This is a genomic window from Corynebacterium liangguodongii (assembly GCF_003070865.1).
Classification (GTDB): Bacteria; Actinomycetota; Actinomycetes; order Mycobacteriales; family Mycobacteriaceae; genus Corynebacterium; species Corynebacterium liangguodongii.
The window spans coordinates 1,267,594-1,286,955 of the sequence record NZ_CP026948.1 but is presented as its reverse complement, the minus strand read 5'-3'; the positions used below and the strand labels follow the sequence as shown (position 1 = coordinate 1,286,955).

Here is a 19,362-nt window from a genome sequence, read left to right as displayed (position 1 = left end):
AAACTGGGGTGGGCGAAGGGGCGTCGATACGCGTGCTATGCCACCTTCGCCGAGTCGATCTTGACCTCCTCGGCAGGCTTTCCGTCCGACGCTTCGCCCTCCACGCCCTTCTCGGCAACCTTGTCGAGGGTCTTAAGGCCGGCATCGTCGATCTTGCCAAAATAGGTGTAGGCCGGCGGCAGGGTCGAATCGCCGTAGTTGAGGAAGAACTGCGAGCCGTTGGTGTCAAGACCGGCGTTGGCCATCGCGATGGTTCCGCGCGGGTACGTCACCGGGGGCTCCTGCTGCAGCAACGCCTGCTTGAACTGGGCCTCCTGCTCAGCCGGGGTGCCCTCGGGGATCTGGGAGGTGTCGAGCTTTTCCACAGCCTCATCGGTGGGGTACTCGTTGGCGAATTGGAACCCCGGGCCGCCGGATCCGGTGCCGCTCGGATCGCCGCACTGCAGCACCTTGAGCCCCTCGGAGGTGGTCAGGCGGTGGCAGACGGTGCCGTCGAAGTAGCCCTTGTCGGCCAGGTACTCCATCGCGTTGACCGTGCATGGAGCGACAGAGCGGTCGAGCTCCATGCCGATCGGCCCGGCCGAGGTCTCGAGGCTCACCTTCACGGTTCCCTTGGTGGAGATTCCCTCGGCGTCGGGCACCCCGACCTTCTTCTCGGAGCCGCCGGAAGCGTCCTCTTGGTAAGAGCACGAGACTGTCTCAGGCAGAGCGCTTGAACGGGCGAGCGCCAGCGGCTCGGCGTCGGGCATGTCGGGGGTGGAGGACTCGCTCGTGGGCTGGTCGGATTGGGCGCTTTCTTCGCTGTCGGATTGGTTGGCAAAGACGTAGATGCCCCCGCCGAGAGCGACGATGACAGCCAGGGAAGCCGCCGCAATGGCCCACGGACGCGACTTTTCCTTCCTGTCGCGCGAATTGATCTCCTTTTCCAGCTCGCGCAGCGCCTTGCGGCCGCGCTCCGAATTATCCGTCGTCTCCGTCACTTTCGCTCCCTCGCAAGCTCGTGCGCGCACGGGGCGCGCAGGGTGGGTCGCGCCCCTCCCACGGCGGGGGTGGGGCGCGAGAGAAAAATCCTGCGGCTAACACTAGCAGGAGCGTGGCGGCGTACTTCCCGCAGCACTACTGTGGAGGCCATGGCTACAGTCACCGTCAAGGGCAACGAAACGACCACTTCTGGGGATCTTCCCCCCGTCGGCGAGCAGCTGCCCGCCTTCGAACTGCTCGGGCACGACCTGTCCCCGATCACCGGGGCGGATTTTAGCGGCAAGCAGCTCGTGCTCAACATCTTCCCCTCGCTCGATACCGGGGTGTGCGCGCAGTCGGTGCGCACCTTTAACAAGCTTGCGGCCGGGTTGGACAACACCGCCGTGCTCTGCGTCTCCGAAGACCTGCCGTTCGCCCAGCAGCGCTTCTGCGCCGCGGAGGGCATCGACAACGTCACTGCCGCCTCCGCGTTCCGTTCGAGCTTTGGCGAGGACTTTGGCGTCCGCCTCGAAGGCACCCCGATGAAGGGCCTGCTCGCCCGCGCCGTCGTGGTCACCGACGCGGCGCACAACGTCATCTACACCGAGCTGGTGAGCGAGATCGGCAACGAGCCCGACTACGACGCGGCGCAGGCCGCGCTGAAGGCCTAGGGTCGATGCAGGTCACAGGGTTCGCGGCCGGGCCGCTGGAGACGAACTGCTACATCGTGGTCAACGAGCACTCCGGCGAGGCCATCATCGTCGACCCGAGCCTCGGTGCGCACTCCCGCGCCGAGCAGTTCCTCCAAGAGCACGGCCTGCGGGCAGTCGCGGTGGTGCTCACCCACGGCCACATCGACCACACCCGCGACGCGGGCGCTTTCGGGCTGGAGACCTATATCCACGCCGCCGACGCGTTCATGCTTACCGAGACCGCGCACATCGAGTGGCTCCGCGTGCCCTTTCAGATCGACGCCATGCCCCCAGTCGAGCGCGTCACCACCGTCGGCGACGGCGAGCGCGTCAGCCTGGCCGGGCTCGACTTCACCGTCCGCCACGCCCCCGGGCACTCCCCGGGGAGCTGCCTGTGGGTACACGAGGACTTCGTGCTCACCGGCGACGTCCTCTTCCAGGGCGGGATCGGGCGCACGGACCTGCCGTTTTCCGACGACGAGGCCATGCAGGAAAGCCTCCGCGGGCCGGTGTGGGAGCTCGAGGATCGCCTCCCCGTTCTCCCCGGGCACGGCCCGACGTCGACCATGGCCCGCGAGCGGGAGACCAACACGTACCTGCGTGAGGCAATGAGCGGGCGCTGACTAGACTCGTTCGGTGTGAGCGATAACAGCACCTTCAAGGCCCTTAGCGCCCCCAAGGGCGTGCCCGACTACGTGCCCCCGGGCTCCGGGACGTTTATCCGGGTGCGCGACGAGTTCGCGCGCCAGGCCCGCCTCGCCGGATACCAGCACATTGAGCTGCCGGTGTTCGAAGACACCGCGCTCTTCGCCCGTGGGGTGGGAGAGTCCACCGATGTGGTGACGAAGGAGATGTATACCTTCGCCGACCGCGGAGAGCGGTCCGTGACGCTGCGCCCCGAGGGCACCGCGGGTGTGATGCGCGCGGTGATCGAGCACAACCTCGACCGCGGTTACCTGCCGGTCAAGCTCAACTACTACGGACCGTTTTTCCGCTATGAGCGCCCCCAGGCGGGGCGCTACCGCCAGCTCCAGCAGGTCGGGGTGGAGGCGATCGGCGTCGATGATCCGCTGCTCGACGCCGAGGTCATCGCGCTCGCCGACCGCTGCTACCGCGCAGTGGGTCTCAGCGGGTTCCGCCTAGAGCTCACGAGCCTGGGCGATCACACTTGCCGGCCGGCCTACCGCGAGAAGCTACAGGAGTTTTTGTTTAAGCTCCCGCTCGACGAGGAGACCCGCCGGCGCGCCGAGATCAACCCGCTGCGCGTGCTCGATGACAAGCGCCCGGAGGTCCAGGAGCTCACCGCCGAGGCACCGCTCATGCTCGATCACCTCTCGGGGCCCTGCCGCGAGCACTTCGAGACAGTCACCGGCACCCTCGATGACCTGGGCGTAGACTACGTGGTCAACCCACGGATGGTGCGCGGGCTCGACTACTACACCAAGACCACCTTTGAGTTTGTCCACGACGGGCTGGGCGCGCAGTCCGGCATCGGCGGCGGCGGCCGCTACGACGGGTTGATGGCGCAGATCGGCGGCCAGGACCTCTCGGGCATCGGCTTCGGCCTCGGCGTGGACCGCACCGTGCTCGCGCTGGAGGCCGAGGGCGTTGAGCTCGACGGCGCGCAGCGCCGGGTGGACGTGTTCGGGGTGGGCATGGGCACGGAGGCGTCGTCACGCATGAGCCTGCTTATCGACGCCCTGCGGGCCGCCGGGGTCTCCGCCGACATGTCCTACGGCGGGCGCGGGCTCAAGGGCGCGATGAAGGGCGCCGACCGCGCCGGCGCGCGCTTTGCTCTCGTGCTCGGCGAGCGCGAGCTCGAAGCCGGCGAGGTGGCGGTGAAGGACCTCGCCGAGCACACCCAGGTCACCGTCGCGCTGAGCGCCGAGGCCGTGCTGGCCGCTATTCGCTAGCACTCGGTGATGTTGACGGGCAGGCCGAGCTGCACGGCCAGCCCGCCCATGGAGGTCTCCTTGTAGGTGCTTTTCATATCGCGCCCGGTCGCCGCCATGGTCTCCACGACGTCGTCAAGCGTGACAATGTTCGTGCCGTTCCCCAGCTTGGCCAGGCGCGCGGCGTTGATCGCCTTCACCCCGCCGATCGCGTTGCGCTCGATGCAGGGCACCTGCACAAGCCCGCCGACCGGGTCGCACGTGAGCCCTAAGTTGTGCTCGAGGGCGATCTCCGCGGCGTTTTCCACCTGCTCCGGGGTGCCACCGAGGATGGCGCACATGCCGGCGGCGGCCATGGACGAGGCGGAGCCGACCTCGCCCTGGCAGCCGACCTCCGCGCCCGAGATCGACGCGTTCGTCTTGATAATCGCCCCGATCGCCCCGGCCGTGAGCAGGAACTCACGGGCCTTCTCCGCGGTGAAATCGTCCGTAAAGTCGCGGCAGTAATGCATCACCGCCGGGATAATGCCGGCCGCTCCGTTGGTCGGGGCGGTGACGATCTGGCCGTGGGCGGCGTTTTCCTCGTTCACCGCCAGCGCGTAGAGGTTCACCCACTCCATCGCGTCAAGCCCGCGCGCGGTCGAAGCCTCGTATTCCGCGGTGAGCAGGCGGTAGAGCCTGGGGGCGCGGCGCGTCACGCCGAGGCCGCCCGGAAGAATTCCCTCGGCCTTCAGACCGTGGGCGACGCATTCCTGCATGACGTCCCACACGTTGTCGAGGTGAGCGCTCACCGCCTCCCACCCGGCCAGGGCGTCCTCGTTGGCGCGCATGACATCGGCGATGCTCAGGCCAGTCTCCCGGCAGATGGCCATGAGCTCGGCGCCGGAGTGAAACTCGTAGGGGATGGTGTTGTCGGGCTGCTCGGTGGACACACTGGCCTGGTCGCGCTGCGCCTCCATGCCGGCGCGATCGAGGATGAACCCGCCGCCGACGGAGTAGTACTCCTTGCGCGAGGTGACGCGGTTGCCGGCGGCATCCCAGGCGTCGAAAATAAGGCAGTTGGGGTGGTGGGCGACAGGCTTGGGGTTAAACGTCACCTCGTAGTCCACGCTGCCCGCCGGACCGGTGATCGTGCCGCGTTCAGGCACCTTCTCGCCAGGGACGGGCGAGATGTCCGGGGTGGTCGTGGTGGGGGTGTAGCCAACGAGCCCAAGCAGGACGGCCCGATCGGTGCCGTGGCCCACGCCCGTCGCCGCCAGCGAGCCGCGCAATTCTACCGCGACGCGGGCGGGGAGGTAGCCGAGCTCGTCAACGAAGGCCATCGCAGCGCGCATCGGGCCGACTGTGTGGCTTGACGACGGCCCAATCCCCACGCTGAACAAGTCGACGACGCTGACGGTGTTTTGCGACATGGGCCGATGCTACCTCACCGGGTTGTCTCCGGTGTGTTCTCCAGCGTCCCCTCCAGTGTGACCGCGCAAAAGCTCGGAGAAGGGAACAAAGTCCTCCTCCGGATCGACCCCGGACCGCCGCGTGCGCTGCGGCTGAGGCGCGGACGGTTGGGCCAGGCCCTCTACCGAGCTGTGGGTTCGCACCATGTGGTCCGCCAACTCGGCGGCCGCGCGAGAGGCACGGGAGGAAAAGCCGGTCCCGCCGAAGTCCTCGGTGGCGAAGAACAGCGAGGTAGGGACGACGATGGCGCGCATATAGGTCAACAGGGGGCGCATCGCGTACTCGGTGACCAGGCTGTGGCGGGCCGTTCCCGCCGTCGCCGCGATGATCGCGGGCATCCCGGTGAGCGCCTCGGGATCGAGGGCGTCGAAAAACATCTTGAACAGCCCGCTCATGCTGGCCTGGAAAACCGGGGTCACGGCGACGAGGCCGTCGGAGGCGGAGAGTTCCTCGCGCACGGAATCGAGCGCACCGGAGGAGATGCCGGAGGTCATGAGCCGGGCGAGGTCTGCGGCGTAGTCGCGCACCTCGATCGTGGTGGTATCGAGCGCTTCACCCCGGCCCGTGACGGCGGATGACACGGCAGCCGCAATGGTGTCGGCGACATGGCGGGACGTCGAGGGATGAGAGACTCCTGCGGAGACGACAGCGAGCTTTTTCATCGTCCGGGAGAGACCTCGAAGTGGGGGTGGCCCTCGCCCGCGCGCTTGGCCGCGAGCAGGGTGGCAAAGGTTGGCGGGTCCGAGGGCACGTGGTCGGGGCGGCGCGCCTCCATGCGGCGGCGCAGCTCCGGGACGACCTGGGTGGCCAAGATCTCGAGCTGGTCCAGCACGACCTCGAGCGGCAGCCCGGCGTGGTCCACAAGGAAGAGCTGGCGCTGATAGTCGCCGACCCACTCGGCGAACTGCATCGTGCGCTCGATGACCATCTCGACGGTGCCCACGGTCAACGGCGTGGCTTCCGTGTACTCCTCGAGCGAGGGCCCGTGGCCGTAGACGGGGGCGTTGTCGAAGTAGGGGCGAAACTCTCTCTTCGCCTTCGCCTCGGAATCGGCGATGTAGACCTGCCCTCCGAGTCCGACGATGGCTTGGTCGGCACGCCCGTGCCCGTGCGCCTCGAAGCGGCGCCGATAGAGCGAGACGAGCTTGGCGGTATGCTCCTTGTTCCAGAAGATGTTGTTATGGAAGAAGCCGTCGCCGTAGTAGGCGGCCTGCTCGGCGATCTGCGGGGAGCGGATCGAGCCATGCCACACGAACGGGGGGACGCCTTTGAGCGGCGTGGGCGTGGCGGTAAAGCCCTGCAAGGGGGTGCGGAACTCGCCTTGCCAGTTCACCACTTGCTCGCGCCACAGCCTCCGCAGCAGGTGGTAGTTCTCCACCGAGAGCTCGATCCCGCGGCGGATGTCCTTGCCAAACCACGGGTAGACCGGCCCGGTGTTACCCCGGCCAAGCATGAGGTCCGCCCGGCCTTCGACAAGGTTGTGCAGGAAGGAGTAGTCCTCTGCGATGCGTACCGGGTCGGTGGTGGTGATCAGGGTTGTCGAGGTAGACAGCACAATGTTGCTGGTGCGCGCGCCGATAAAGGCCAGGTGCGTTGTCGGCGCGGACGGCACGAAGGGAGGGTTATGGTGCTCACCCGTGGCAAAGACGTCGAGACCGAGCTCGTCAGCCCGCAGCGCAATGGCGGTCATCGCGTCAATGCGTTCCTTCTCAGAGGGCGTGACGCCGGTCGTGGGGTCGGCTGTGACGTCGCCAACCGTGAATACGCCGAACTGCATGGGGGCCTTTCGTCTCGCGTCTGCTGCTTCCACCCCATCCTAACGATGGTGATGCATCACCTATTCCGGGGCGGTACGCTGCCGCTTGATGTGACGCACCAAGGCGGGGAGATCGGCCGCGGTGAGCACGCCGAGCGGGCGGCCCGTGGCCACACCGGACTCGGTGATGATGAGGATGCGCGGCAACGAGGCGTCGTCAAGCGGTGTCGTGAGCGCGTTGTACGCGGCAGCGACGGTCGCGTCGCGTGAGAGGAAGACAGCGCGCTCGACGCGCTCGCCGTACCGCAAGACTTCGGCGACAGTGCGCGCATCGAGCGTGCCGTCCGCGCCCAGGTCAGCGGCGACCCAGCGGGCGATGGCATCGGTCGTGAGCACACCGACGCACCTGTTGCCTTCGTAGATGGGAAACTGTGAAAAGTCCTTGTCGCGGATGAGCGCGAGGGGCCCCGAGATAGCGTCGCCGGGGGCGAAGGTGGAAACCGCCTCGCCCGCCGTGACGCTCAACGCAGCCGTCGGCCGGAGAAGGGCGTCTCGGATCCGCTCGATCTCCGCCACCGTCTCCGGCAGCGGTTCCGCGATCGGCCGAAAGTCTTCGTACTCGCCGTGGCTAATGGCGTTGCGAAGCTCCGCAAACTCCGTGAGAACATCACCCTGGCGCTGCGTGAGTATGCCCGCACGGCGGGCCTTTCCCACCATCCAGGTAAACCCGTCGCCCCGCTTTGCACCGAGCGCGGAGCGCAGGTGCTTTTCGATGGTGTTGAACGCAGCCAAGAACGCAACGGCGCGATTCGGCGTGCTCATGTGCTGGTTCCTGTGCTCGGTTCCTATGCGTACCCGCCGCGGCCGAGGTAGTCACAGGAGCTCATGTGACCGCCCTCGTAGCCCGCTAAGAACGCCTCCTCGCGCTGTTCGGAGGAACCATGGGTCCACACATCCGGGTTGACGTCGCCGCCGGAGCGCTTTTGGATGTTGTCATCGCCCACGGCCCGCGCAGTCTGGATCGCCGCCGAGAGCTGGTCTTTGGTAATCGGCTCGAGGATCGCGTTCTCACCCTTGTCGGCGTGCGAGGCCCACAGTCCCGCGTAGCAGTCCGCCTGCAGCTCGATGGCAACAGCGGCAGAATCCTCGCCTGGCTGGTTGTAATTGCTGAGCTTGAGAGTGCCCTCAAGCTGCTGGATATGGTGGCCAAACTCGTGTGCGACGACATACATCTGGGCAAGCGGGGCATCCGAGCCGCCGAACTGGCCGAGCTGGTTGAAAAAGCTCACGTCGAAATACGCCGTGGTATCCGCGGGGCAGTAGAACGGCCCCGTGTTTGCCGACGCGTTCCCGCACCCCGTTGATACAGCCTGCTGGAAAATGTGCATCCCGGGCTGGACGTATTCCGTGCCTGCCTCAGCGGGCAGGACTTCCTGCCACACCGAGTCGACGGAGACAGCAGTAGCCTCGATGCGGCAGTCGTCGTACTCGTTGGCGGCACCCGGGCTGTTGCAATGGTCGAGGTTGTATTCAGCCGCCGCCCCGGACTGCCCCTGCCCCTGGCTTTGCGGGGCGGGGAGCTGTCCTCCGCTGGGGTCCCCGCCCAACAGCAGGAACAAGCCAAGGAGGATGAGGGTGCCGATTCCGCCGCCGCCGATCACCATGGGGGCGGCGCCCCTACCGCCGGACGATGTCGTGGCGCGGTTGCCGGAGCGCTGGTAGCTGTCCTTAAACGTCATGGTGGAAATTCTGCCAAATATACGCAGAAGATGGGGCTGCGGTGCTCGTTTTCGAGCCTGCGGTGCATACGATCCGGCCGGGCACGCAGGTGCCGGGGGGCGTTTGGGACCGGGGTGTGGTGCAGAGTCCGCATTGCGGAGTTTTGGCTTTGCGTGTTGCCTGGTTGACTCCGCCGTTGCAGAGTCCGCATTGCGGAGTTTTCGCTTTGTGTGTCGCCTGGTTGACTCTGCCGTTGCGGAGTCACGCCGACCGGGCGGTGTGGTGGTATCGACTCTGCCGTTGCAGAGTCCGCATTGCGGAGTTTTGGCTTTGCGTGTTGCCTGGTTGACTCTGCCGTTGCGGAGCCCGCCGACCGGGTGGTGTGGTGGTATCGACTCTGCCGTTGCAGAGTCCGCATTGCGGAGTTTTGGCTTTGCGTGTTGCCTGGTTGACTCTGCCGTTGCGGAGCCCGCCGACCGGGTGGTGTGGTGGTATCGACTCTGCCGTTGCGGAGCCCGCATTGCGGAGTTTTCGCTTTGTGCGGTGCCCGGCCGACTCTGCCGTTGCGGAGTCACGCCGACCGGGTGGTGTGGTGGTATCCTCCGCCGTTGCAGAGTCACGCCGACCCCCTGTACCTGGCCACCTCGGGGTGGGAAAGCACCCCCGGCAAATTGGTACGAAGACTACAGGGCCAGCCGAAAGGCGTAAGGGGTATTATGAGGGGCCGTTAAGTACCCGGCCTTGCTTCCGAGGCCTCCCAACCCAGAAAAGGACGTGGAAAAGAAGTGCTGCGCACCCACCTCGCCGGAGATCTCCGCAAAGAACTCGATGGTCAGACCGTCACGCTCACGGGATGGGTGTCGCGGCGCCGTGACCACGGTGGGGTGATCTTTATTGACCTGCGCGATCGCTCCGGCCTGGCCCAGGTTGTTTTCCGCGAGTCCGAGGTCGCGGAAGCGGCGCATGACCTGCGCAGCGAGTACTGCGTTCAGGTCACGGGCGTTGTGGAACCGCGCCCGGAGGGCTCGGCAAACCCGAACCTCGCCTCGGGTGAGATCGAAGTTAACGCCACCGAGCTCAAGGTGCTCAACAAGTCCGCCGCGCTGCCGTTCCAGGTGGAGGATTTCTCCTCGAACGAGGTCGGGGAGGAAACCCGCCTGAAGTATCGCTACTTGGACCTGCGCCGCGAGCGCCAGGCCAAGGCGCTGCGTCTGCGCTCCGATGCGAACCGCGCCGCCCGCGAGGTCCTGGCAAAACACGACTTCACCGAGATCGAGACCCCCACGCTGACGCGCTCGACGCCTGAGGGCGCGCGCGACTTCCTCGTCCCGGCGCGCCTGCGCCCCGGCTCCTGGTACGCCCTGCCGCAGTCGCCGCAGCTGTTCAAGCAGCTGCTCATGGTCGCCGGAATGGAGCGCTACTTCCAGATCGCCCGCTGCTACCGCGACGAGGATTTCCGCGCGGACCGCCAGCCCGAATTCACTCAGCTCGATGTCGAGGCGAGCTTCGTCGATCAGGATGATGTCATCGCGCTCGCCGAGGAGATCCTGGTCGCGTTGTGGAAGCTCATCGGCTATGACGTCGCCACGCCGATCCCGCGTATGACGTACGCCGAAGCGATGGAGAAGTACGGCTCTGACAAGCCGGACCTCCGTTTCGGCATCCAGTTGGTGGATTGCACGGAGTTTTTCAAGGACACGACTTTCCGCGTGTTCAAGGCTGATTACGTCGGCGCAGTCGTCATGGAGGGAGGGGCCTCGCAGCCGCGCCGTCAGCTCGACGCGTGGCAGGAGTGGGCGAAGCAGCGCGGCGCGAAGGGCTTGGCATACATCCTCGTTCAGGAGGACGGCTCGCTCACCGGTCCTGTGGCGAAGAACATCACCGACGAGGAGAAGGCCGGAATCGCCGCCCACGTCGGCGCTGCGCCGGGGGACTGCATCTTCTTTGCTGCCGGGGATGCGAAGAGCTCGCGAGCGCTGCTGGGCGCTGCGCGCGGGGAGATTGCCCGCAAGCTCGACCTCATCAAGGAGGGGGATTGGGCGTTTACCTGGGTTGTTGACGCTCCGTTGTTCGAGCCCGCCGCGGACGCCACGGCCTCGGGCGATGTTGCGCTCGGCCACTCGAAGTGGACAGCGGTGCACCACGCGTTTACCTCTCCGAAGCCCGAATACTTGGACAACTTCGAGCAGAACCCGGGTGAAGCCCTGGCCTATGCCTACGACATTGTGTGCAACGGCAACGAGATCGGCGGCGGGTCCATCCGTATTCACGACCGCGATGTGCAGCAGCGCGTCTTTGAGATTATGGGGATTAGCGACGAAGAAGCGCAGGAGAAGTTCGGGTTCCTCCTCGAGGCGTTTTCCTACGGAGCCCCGCCGCACGGCGGCATCGCGTTTGGCTGGGACCGCATCGTCAGCCTGCTGGGAGGCTTCGATTCCATCCGTGACGTCATCGCCTTCCCGAAGTCCGGCGGCGGCGTGGATCCGCTCACGGATGCCCCCGCGCCGATCCCGGCCGAGCAGCGCAAGGAAACGGGCGTGGACTTCAAGCCGAACAAGGCTAACGCGCCGAGTTAGCGTCGACCCCAAGGAGTGCGAGCCATGGAGCACAGTGGCACCATCGCGGCGGCGGAGGCGGTGCTTACCCGCCGCTACGGCGGGGCGCAGAAGCTTAACGACGCCACAGCGCTGCACGGATCCGGCTCTGCGCAGGTCTACCGGGCGAAGGTGGAGGCGAATCCGTTCCTGCAGCATCGAACGGTCGTCGTCAAGCATTCGCCCTTGACGGGCGACCCGATCGAGGATGCTGCGTTCATGCGCGAGGTCGTCGCCTACCAGTTCACGACGTCGCTGAGTGAAGACGTCCGGCCCGGGCCCGTGCTGCTCGGATACGACGTCGACGAGCGGATCATTATCCTTACCGATTCCGGCGACAGCGATAGCCTCGACGACCTCCTCGCCTCCTCCGACGAGGACGATCGGGCGGCCGTCATCCGCTCCCTCGGGGGCGCGCTGGGGCGGATGCACGCGGGCACTGCCGATAAGGAAGGCTCCTTCGACGTGCTGTTTACCCGCTTCATGCGCTTGAGCCCGGAGTGGAGCGCCGTGCAGCAGCTGCGTGACAACCTCCTCATCCACCGCATCCGGATCGGTTTGGTGATGCTGCAGGAATCCGGGATCGATGTGCCCGGGGAAGTCGCCTCCGCGGCGGCGAGCATGGGCGCGAGGCTGCTCAAAGGGGGAAACCGGGCGTTTACCCCGTTCGATCTCGCGCCGGACAACGTCATCTTCGCCGACCACGTCCACTTCCTTGACTACGAGTGGGCGGGCTTCCGCGACGTCACCTTCGACCTTGCGTTCGTCATCGCCGGTTTCCCCACCTACATCGCCACCTACCCGATCACGGACTCCGAGGTCGACGTCTTCCTCGAGGCGTGGGTGCGCGAGGTGGGTTCGATGTGGCCGCAGGTGACCACGCCGGACACGCTACGCAGCAACATCACCGCAGCGCTGATCGGCTGGGCGTTGTCCAGCTTTGCCGTGCTCAACGTCAACGCGCACCAGGCGCTATGGGACGGCGACGCGGCGCTTGCCGCTGACTTCGCTGCCGCCGGGGTTGAGCTCGGGGCAGGGGGAGAGCTCGAGGAGTTCGAGGTCGGCGGAGACCTCCTGCGCAGCCCCACGCAGGGGGCATTTACCGACGACGAAAAGCTGGTGCGCCGCGACCTGTGCGAGACGTTCGAGGCGCTAGCGCGCTTCTCCCGCCGTGGCGACGCCCCCGCCTACCGCGTGATCTCCGAATTCGCCCACGACGTCGCGCGCCGCTTGAGCTAGGGGAGGAGCGATGGTCCAAGAAGGATTGTTCGGAAACGACCATGCGCCCCGTACGGGGCACCGGGGCTCTGGCCTCTTCGAGGTGGGGGAGCAGGCCCCGCTCGCGGCCCGGATGCGGCCGCGTACGCTCGATGAGGTCGTCGGCCAGGAACACGTGCTCGGTCCGGGCAAGCCGCTGCGCCGCCTCGTGGAGGGATCTGGTGCCGCATCCGTCATCCTCTACGGCCCGCCCGGCACCGGCAAGACCACGATCGCCTCCCTCATAGCGAAGACGACGGGGCAGAACTTCGTAGGTCTCTCCGCGCTTTCTTCCGGCGTCAAGGAGCTGCGCGAGGTCATCGCGCAGGCCCGCCGCGACCTCGCCCGGGGCGAAAAGACCGTGCTCTTTATCGACGAGGTCCATCGCTTCTCTAAAACGCAGCAAGACGCACTGCTTGCGGCCGTGGAAAACCGAACGGTTCTGCTCGTGGCGGCCACGACGGAGAATCCGTCCTTCAGCGTCGTTGCTCCGCTGCTGTCGCGCTCCCTGCTGCTGCAGCTCCATTCGCTCGAGGCCGACGACATCGCCCAGGTGCTCGATCGCGCGATGGCCGACGAGCGCGGCGTCGGCGGGGGAAAGACCCTCACTGCGGACGCCCGGGACCAGCTCGTGTTGCTCGCCGGGGGTGACGCGCGCCGCGCTCTGACCTACCTCGAGGCCGCGGCCGAAGCGGTCGAGGACGGTGCCGAGATCACGATCGAGACCGTGCGGGAGAACGTCAACCGCGCGGTCGTGCGCTATGACCGCGACGGCGACCAGCACTATGACGTGGTTTCTGCGTTCATCAAATCCATCCGCGGCTCCGACGTCGATGCCGCCTTGCACTACCTGGCGCGGATGATCGAGGCGGGCGAGGACCCCCGGTTTATCGCGCGCCGCCTCGTCATCCACGCCTCGGAGGACGTCGGCATGGCCGACCCAACGGCGCTGCAGACCGCCACGGCGGCGGCGTACGCGGTGCAGTTCATCGGCATGCCCGAGGCCCGGCTGAACCTAGCGCAGGCGACGATTCACCTCGCCACCGCGCCGAAGAGCAACGCGGTGTACCGGGCGATTGGAAAGGCGCAGGCGGACGTGGCCAAGGGCAAGGCGGGGCCGGTCCCGCCCCACCTGCGCGATGGCCACTACGAGGGTGCGAAGAAGATGGGCAACGCCGTGGGCTACCTCTACCCGCACGATGATCCTCGCGGGGTGGTTGAGCAGCGCTACATTCCCGAAGGCCTCGACGACGCGGTCTACTACGAGCCTTCCGAGCACGGTGCGGAGAAGCGCATCGCCGACTACATCGGCCGGCTGCGGCGCATGGTGCGGGGAGAGTAAGCCGCGCGGGGTGGGGCGGGTAGAGTAGTGCGGGATTATCCACCCTCAACCGACACTCACGTTCAAAGGACTTTTCGCCCGTGCAGACTCATGAGATCCGCCAGCGTTTTACCCAGCACTTCGTCAACGCCGGCCACACCGCGGTGCCGAGCGCTTCGCTGATCTTGGACGACCCGACGCTGCTGTTCGTCAACGCTGGCATGGTCCCGTTCAAGCCCTATTTCCTGGGGCAGCAGACCCCGCCGTTTCCGGGCGGCACGGCCACCTCGATCCAAAAGTGCGTGCGCACCCTGGATATCGAAGAAGTGGGCATCACCACCCGCCACAACACGTTTTTCCAGATGGCGGGCAACTTCTCCTTCGGCCAGTACTTCAAGGAAGGCGCCATCAAAAACGCGTGGTCGCTGCTGACCAACCCGCTCGACGAGGGTGGCTACGGTCTCGACCCCGAGCGGCTGTGGGTCACGGTTTTTCTTGACGACGACGAAGCGGCCGACATCTGGGAGCACACCATCGGCGTGCCGGCCGAGCGCATCCAGCGCATGGGCATGGAGGATAACTTCTGGTCCATGGGGATCCCCGGGCCCTGCGGGCCGTGCTCCGAGATCTACTACGACCGTGGCCCCGAGCATGGCAAGGACGGCGGCCCGATTGCCGACGACACCCGCTACCTCGAGATTTGGAACCTCGTGTTCATGGAGTCCATCCGTGGTGATGGCGATAAGAAGGGCGGTTTCGACATCGTCGGGGAGCTGCCGAAGAAAAATATTGATACCGGCATGGGCGTTGAGCGAGTCGCCTGCATCCTGCAGGGCGTCGACAACGTCTACGAGACGGACCTGCTTCGCCCGGTCATCGACAGGGCCGTGGAGGTCACCGGCGCGCGCTACAACGAGGGCAACGCGGATGATGACGTCCGCTTCCGCGTCATCGCCGACCACTCCCGCACCGCGATGATGATCATCCTCGACGGCGTCACCCCGTCGAACGAGGGTCGCGGCTACATCCTGCGCCGCCTGCTGCGCCGCATCGTGCGCTCCGCCCGCCTGCTCGGGGCCTCCGGTGAGGTCCTCGAGGAGTTCATGAACACCATCATGGACACCATGACCCCGTCGTTCCCCGAGATCGCCGAGAACCGCGAGCGGATCGTGCGCGTGGCCGTGACCGAGGAACGCGCCTTTATGAAGACCCTCGTCTCCGGCACGCACCGCTTCGAGGAGGCCGCCGCCGCGACGAAGTCCGCCGGTACCTCGAAACTCTCCGGCTCGCAGGCCTTTGAGCTGCACGACACCTACGGATTCCCCATCGACTTGACCCTCGAGATGGCGCGGGAGGCGGGCCTCGAGGTGGATATGGACGCCTTTGACGCCGAGATGCAGGCGCAACGGGCCCGCGCGAAGGCCGACAACAAGGCGAAAAAGCAGGGCAACATCGACGAGTCGCTCTACCGCGAGTGGGTCGATGCATCGCCCACCGAGTTCGTCGGCTACACCGAGCTTAACCACCCCGGAAAGGTCATCGGCCTGATCCGCGGCGGCGAGAGGGTCGGCGAGGTATCCCAAGGCCAGGACGTCGAGGTCATCTTGGACGTCACCCCGATGTACGCCGAGTCCGGCGGCCAGCTAGGTGACCGCGGCCGCATCGTCGTGGGCGATACGGTGCTCGACGTCCACGACGTGCAGAAGGTGGGCAAGAAGCTCTGGGTGCACAAGGCAACCGTGCGCGACGGCGGGCTCGATGTGGGCCAGCTGGTCACGGCGGAGGTGGACCCGACGTGGCGCCACGGCGCGCGGCAGGCGCACACCGCCACCCACCTCATTCACGCCGCGCTGCGCCAGGTGCTCGGCCCCACTGCCGTGCAGGCTGGCTCGATGAACAAACCGGGCTACCTGCGGTTCGACTTCAACTACACCGAGCAGCTGAGCGACGCCCAGCTGCGCGAGATCACCACTATCACCAACGAGGCTGTCGACGCCGACCTTGCCGTCAACACCATCGAGACCTCGCTGGAGGAGGCCAAGGCGATGGGCGCGATGGCGTTGTTTGGGGAGAACTACGGCTCCGAGGTGCGCGTTGTCGAGATTGGCGGGCCGTTTTCCATCGAGCTGTGCGGCGGCACTCACGTGGGGCATTCCTCGCAGATTGGGCCCGTGGCCGTGCTCGGAGAGTCCTCGGTGGGTTCGGGCGCGCGCCGCATCGAGGCGTACGCGGGAATGGAATCGTTCCGCTACTTCTCCAAGGAAGCGGCGCTCGCCTCGTCTCTGGCGGCCGAGCTGAAGACCCCGACAGACGAGCTTCCTGCGCGCATCGCGCAACTGACGGAGCGCCTGCGCGCCGCGGAGAAGGAAATCGAGGCGCTCAACCGCCAGCAGCTGGTCAGCCAGTCGGCGCAATACGTGGCCAAGGCCCAGCAGGCCGGCCAGTTCACCCTCGTTGCGCTCACGCTCGCGGAAGGCATCGGCGCCGCGGATCTGCGCACCGTCGCCGCTGATGTGCGCGAACGACTCGGCGCCGTGCCCGGAGTCGTCGCGCTGGCTTCCGTGAGCGGTGAGAAGGTCCCGTTTGCGGTGGCAGTGACCACGGAGGGCGTGGGCGCCGGGGTGAAGGCGGGCGATCTGGTGAAGCTGCTCGGCGGTTACGTCGACGGCAAGGGCGGCGGAAAGCCCGACCTCGCCCAGGGCTCCGGGTCCAACCCGGCAGGTATTGACGCGGGGCTGGCCGCGGTGCGCGACGAGCTTACTCGCCGCTAGGATTGCGCGTAGCGTAAGATAACGAAACGGACACAGGCGACTGGGACGACAGCAAACGACATCGAGCAAGGACCGAGAGCGTATGAAGGTGCAACCCGACACCCCCGGTGTCGACGACCCGGGCGTGGGCCGTCGCGTGGGGCTCGACGTCGGAACTGTGCGCATCGGCGTCGCGGTCTCGGATCGGGACGCGCGGATGGCCACCCCGGTGGAGACCATCGCGCGCGATTCGGGTTTCCGCGGTCCAGACGGCTCCGACATCGAGCGTATCGTTGAGCTCATCGGTTCCTACGGCGCCGTCGAGGTCGTCGTCGGCCTTCCGCGCGACCTCAAGGGCGACGGCTCGGCGAGTGTCAAGCACGCCAAAGAAATTGCCTTCCGTGTCCGGCGCCGTGTCGACGTGCCTGTCCGCATGGCCGACGAGCGCCTTACCACCGTCGTGGCCTCCCAAGCCCTGCGCGCATCCGGCGTCAGTGAAAAGGTCGGCCGCCGCGTCATCGATCAAGCCGCCGCAGTGGAGATCCTGCAGTCGTGGCTCGATGGCCGACACACCTACCTCAAGGAGACTCACGAGTGAATTCCCGCCAGCTATCCCGGCAACGCACCGCCTCCACGGCGATCATTGTGGCCTCGATCCTGCTCATCGTCGGCCTCGTCGCGTGGATCGCGGTGGCGAGCAACGGCGAGGGCGGGGACTTCCGCGGCGACGGCAACGGCGAAGAGAAAGTCGTTGAGGTCGTTGAGGGATCGAGCGTGTCCGAGTTGGGCCCGCAGCTCGAAGAAAAGGGAGTGGTGAAGTCCAACTCGGCCTTCCAATCCGCGGCCATGGCCCACCCAGACTCGCACAACATCCAGCCGGGCTTCTACCGCCTCGAGGCGGGGATGAGCGCCGATGCCGCGGTCAAGGCGCTGCTCGATCCTGCCCACCGCATCACCCCGCTCATGGTGAATGGCGGAACCTCTCTGATGGACGTCAACGTTGTCGGCGGGCAGACCCGCCAGGGCATCTACACGCTCATCCAGCAAGTCTCGTGCGGTGATAAGCCGAACTCGGAGTGCGCGAGCGTGGACAAGCTCCAAGAGGTGGCGAAAAACGCCGACCCGAAGGAGCTAGGCGTGCCGGAATGGGCCGTCGATAGCGTTGCCGCGCGCGCGGGGGACCCGAAGCGGCTAGAGGGTCTCATCGCCCCGGGCGAGTACATCATCGACCCGCACGCGGATGCCTCCGAGGTTCTGAGGGATTTGATCTCGCGCTCCGCTAAGCAGTACGCGGAGACCGACATCGTCTCGCGTGCCCAGGCCGTGGGGCTGTCCCCCTACGAGCTTCTCATCGCGGCATCCCTCGTCGAGCGCGAGGCCCCAGCGGGGGAGTTTGACAAGGTCGCGCGGGTGATTCTCAACCGCCTGGCAAAGCCGATGCGGCTCGAATTTGATTCCACGGTCAACTACGACCTGCCGACAGTCGAGGTTGCCACCGGCAAGTCAGACCGCGAGCGCCCCACCCCGTGGAACACCTACGCAAAAGACGGCCTGCCGGAGACCCCGATCGCTTCACCGTCGCTCGACGCGATTACGGCGATGGAGCACCCGGCCGAGGGCAACTGGTTGTTCTTCGTCACCGTGGATAAGAACGGGACGACGGTGTTTAACGATACCTTTGAAAAGCACCTCGAGGATACCCAGCGTGCCTACGAGTCGGGCATCTTGGACTCGCAGCGCTAATGACCACCCGCTATCGCGCCGCGGTGCTCGGCTCCCCGATCGAGCATTCGCTCTCTCCCGTGCTCCACAACGCCGGCTACGCCGCCGCCGGGCTCGACGAGTGGGATTACACCCGCATCGAGTGCACCGCCGCTGACCTCCCCGCGATCGTCGGTGGGGCCGATGAGAGTTACCGCGGCTTCTCCGTGACCATGCCGGCGAAGTTTGCGGCGCTCGATTTTGCCACTGAGGCCACCGAGCGGGCCGCGGCGATCGGCGCGGCCAACACCCTTGTGCGCACCCCGGGCGGGTGGCGCGCGGACAACACGGATTGCGAGGGTATCTCCGGGGCGCTCGACGCGCTGCTCGCCGGGGCCCCGATCGGGCGCGCCCTCGTCATCGGGGCCGGGGGGACGGCGCGCCCGGCGCTGTGGGCGCTTGGCGAGCGCGGGGTGGGGCGGATCGACGTGCTCAACCGCTCCGACCGCAGCGCAGAGATCGCCCCGCTCGTGCGCGGCGCCGAGACGACGTTTTCAGGCTTCGACGCCGACCTCTACGGCCTCGCGGTGGCCGCCGATGTGATCATCTCCACCGTCCCCGCGCCGGCCTTGCGGGATTACGCCGATGCGCTGGGGCACGCCCCAGTACTCGACGTCATCTACGAGCCCTGGCCCACCCCGCTCGCGATCGCGGCGGCCGCGAACGGGTACACCTCAGTGGGCGGCCTGGTCATGCTCGCCGAGCAGTCCTTTTCCCAGTTTGAGCAGTTTACGGGGGTTGCAGCGCCGCGGCAGGCGATGCGCGAGGCACTGGCGCGGCACACCGGCTAGCCGCTAGGATTCCACCCATGATTCTGGGGGGAGTCGCACTCGTACTGACCGTGGCGTTGATCTACTACGACCTGCGGTACTACAGGCTGCCGGATTGGGTCACGCTGCCAGCGGCCGCGGCCGCGGCGGTGGCATGCGTCGCCCACCCCGCGGGGCTCGTTGGGTTCGCCTGGCCGGCGGCCTACCTCGTGCCCGCGGGAGGCATCGGCGGGGGAGACATCAAGCTCGCCGTGCCGCTCGGGGTCGCCTGCGCGCTGGCGGCGGGGCTTATCGGCGTGCTCCTGGCCGCGGCCGCCGCGTCGGCAATATCCCTGGTTGCTGCCTTGGCGGCGCGAAAAGATCGGGTTGCGCACGGCCCGGCGATGCTCGCTGCCGCGTGGGTGGTGGTGCTTTACGGGACATGGCAACCATGATGGA

Annotated in this window: 17 protein-coding genes; 11 read left to right on the top strand and 6 right to left on the bottom strand. The window is 66.7% G+C overall.

Annotation, left to right across the window (positions count from 1 at the left end; genetic code table 11):
• Window positions 1-35: 35 nt before the first annotated feature.
• Window positions 36-980 (bottom strand): peptidylprolyl isomerase, encoded by a 945-nt coding sequence (locus C3E79_RS06165; protein ID WP_108404124.1) that lies wholly within the window; start codon window positions 978-980, stop codon window positions 36-38.
• Window positions 981-1,130: 150 nt separating this feature from the next.
• Between C3E79_RS06165 and tpx the strand changes: the two genes are divergently transcribed.
• Genes tpx through hisS form a run of 3 tightly spaced genes read left to right on the top strand, consistent with a single transcriptional unit; the run spans window position 1,131 to window position 3,565 of the window.
• On the top strand, window positions 1,131-1,631 hold the full coding sequence (tpx, locus tag C3E79_RS06160) for a thiol peroxidase (RefSeq protein ID WP_108405089.1): 501 nt from the start codon (window positions 1,131-1,133) through the stop codon (window positions 1,629-1,631).
• A 5-nt stretch (window positions 1,632-1,636) separates the two neighbouring features.
• On the top strand, window positions 1,637-2,275 hold the full coding sequence (locus C3E79_RS06155; RefSeq protein WP_108404123.1) for an MBL fold metallo-hydrolase: 639 nt from the start codon (window positions 1,637-1,639) through the stop codon (window positions 2,273-2,275).
• Between the two features lie 15 nt (window positions 2,276-2,290).
• Window positions 2,291-3,565, top strand: a complete 1,275-nt coding sequence (gene hisS / locus C3E79_RS06150; protein WP_108404122.1) for a histidine--tRNA ligase — start codon at window positions 2,291-2,293, stop codon at window positions 3,563-3,565.
• On the opposite strand, the gene C3E79_RS06145 is transcribed toward hisS, so the two are convergent.
• From C3E79_RS06145 to ypfJ, 5 genes are read right to left on the bottom strand one after another with little or no spacing between them, the layout of a single operon-like run.
• On the bottom strand, window positions 3,562-4,956 hold the full coding sequence (locus tag C3E79_RS06145; RefSeq protein ID WP_108404121.1) for an L-serine ammonia-lyase: 1,395 nt from the start codon (window positions 4,954-4,956) through the stop codon (window positions 3,562-3,564). The genes hisS and C3E79_RS06145 overlap by 4 nt on opposite strands.
• Before the next feature lie 9 nt (window positions 4,957-4,965).
• Window positions 4,966-5,658, bottom strand: a complete 693-nt coding sequence (locus C3E79_RS06140; protein WP_108404120.1) for a CE1759 family FMN reductase — start codon at window positions 5,656-5,658, stop codon at window positions 4,966-4,968.
• Window positions 5,655-6,773 carry a CE1758 family FMN-dependent luciferase-like monooxygenase gene (locus C3E79_RS06135; RefSeq protein WP_108404119.1) on the bottom strand — a complete coding sequence of 373 codons (1,119 nt, stop codon included), beginning with the start codon at window positions 6,771-6,773 and terminating at the stop codon, window positions 5,655-5,657. The genes C3E79_RS06140 and C3E79_RS06135 overlap by 4 nt, the downstream gene beginning before the upstream one ends.
• A 60-nt stretch (window positions 6,774-6,833) precedes the next feature.
• Window positions 6,834-7,574 (bottom strand): hypothetical protein, encoded by a 741-nt coding sequence (locus C3E79_RS06130; protein ID WP_108404118.1) that lies wholly within the window; start codon window positions 7,572-7,574, stop codon window positions 6,834-6,836.
• A 23-nt stretch (window positions 7,575-7,597) separates the two neighbouring features.
• Window positions 7,598-8,491, bottom strand: a complete 894-nt coding sequence (gene ypfJ / locus C3E79_RS06125) for a KPN_02809 family neutral zinc metallopeptidase (protein WP_108404117.1) — start codon at window positions 8,489-8,491, stop codon at window positions 7,598-7,600.
• Window positions 8,492-9,256: 765 nt separating this feature from the next.
• Between ypfJ and aspS the strand changes: the two genes are divergently transcribed.
• The 8 genes from aspS to C3E79_RS06085 all read left to right on the top strand — a co-directional run bounded on the left by aspS (window position 9,257) and on the right by C3E79_RS06085 (window position 19,358).
• Window positions 9,257-11,047 (top strand): aspartate--tRNA ligase, encoded by a 1,791-nt coding sequence (gene aspS, locus C3E79_RS06120; protein ID WP_108404116.1) that lies wholly within the window; start codon window positions 9,257-9,259, stop codon window positions 11,045-11,047.
• A gap of 24 nt (window positions 11,048-11,071) precedes the next feature.
• Window positions 11,072-12,304, top strand: a complete 1,233-nt coding sequence (locus C3E79_RS06115; RefSeq protein ID WP_108404115.1) for a phosphotransferase — start codon at window positions 11,072-11,074, stop codon at window positions 12,302-12,304.
• 10 nt (window positions 12,305-12,314) lie between these two features.
• Window positions 12,315-13,664 (top strand): replication-associated recombination protein A, encoded by a 1,350-nt coding sequence (locus C3E79_RS06110; RefSeq protein WP_108404114.1) that lies wholly within the window; start codon window positions 12,315-12,317, stop codon window positions 13,662-13,664.
• Between the two features lie 80 nt (window positions 13,665-13,744).
• On the top strand, window positions 13,745-16,414 hold the full coding sequence (alaS, locus tag C3E79_RS06105) for an alanine--tRNA ligase (RefSeq protein WP_108404113.1): 2,670 nt from the start codon (window positions 13,745-13,747) through the stop codon (window positions 16,412-16,414).
• Window positions 16,415-16,496: 82 nt separating this feature from the next.
• Entirely contained in the window at window positions 16,497-16,991 is a 495-nt protein-coding gene (gene ruvX / locus C3E79_RS06100) for a Holliday junction resolvase RuvX (protein ID WP_108404112.1), read from the top strand.
• Complete coding sequence (gene mltG, locus C3E79_RS06095; protein WP_108404111.1) at window positions 16,988-18,136, top strand: endolytic transglycosylase MltG; 1,149 nt, start codon at window positions 16,988-16,990, stop codon at window positions 18,134-18,136. Before ruvX ends, mltG begins: the two co-directional genes overlap by 4 nt.
• Window positions 18,136-18,945 carry a shikimate dehydrogenase gene (locus C3E79_RS06090; RefSeq protein ID WP_108404110.1) on the top strand — a complete coding sequence of 270 codons (810 nt, stop codon included), beginning with the start codon at window positions 18,136-18,138 and terminating at the stop codon, window positions 18,943-18,945. Before mltG ends, C3E79_RS06090 begins: the two co-directional genes overlap by 1 nt.
• A gap of 17 nt (window positions 18,946-18,962) precedes the next feature.
• Window positions 18,963-19,358, top strand: coding sequence for a prepilin peptidase (locus C3E79_RS06085; protein ID WP_108404109.1), 396 nt, complete (start codon window positions 18,963-18,965; stop codon window positions 19,356-19,358).
• Window positions 19,359-19,362 lie beyond the last annotated feature (4 nt).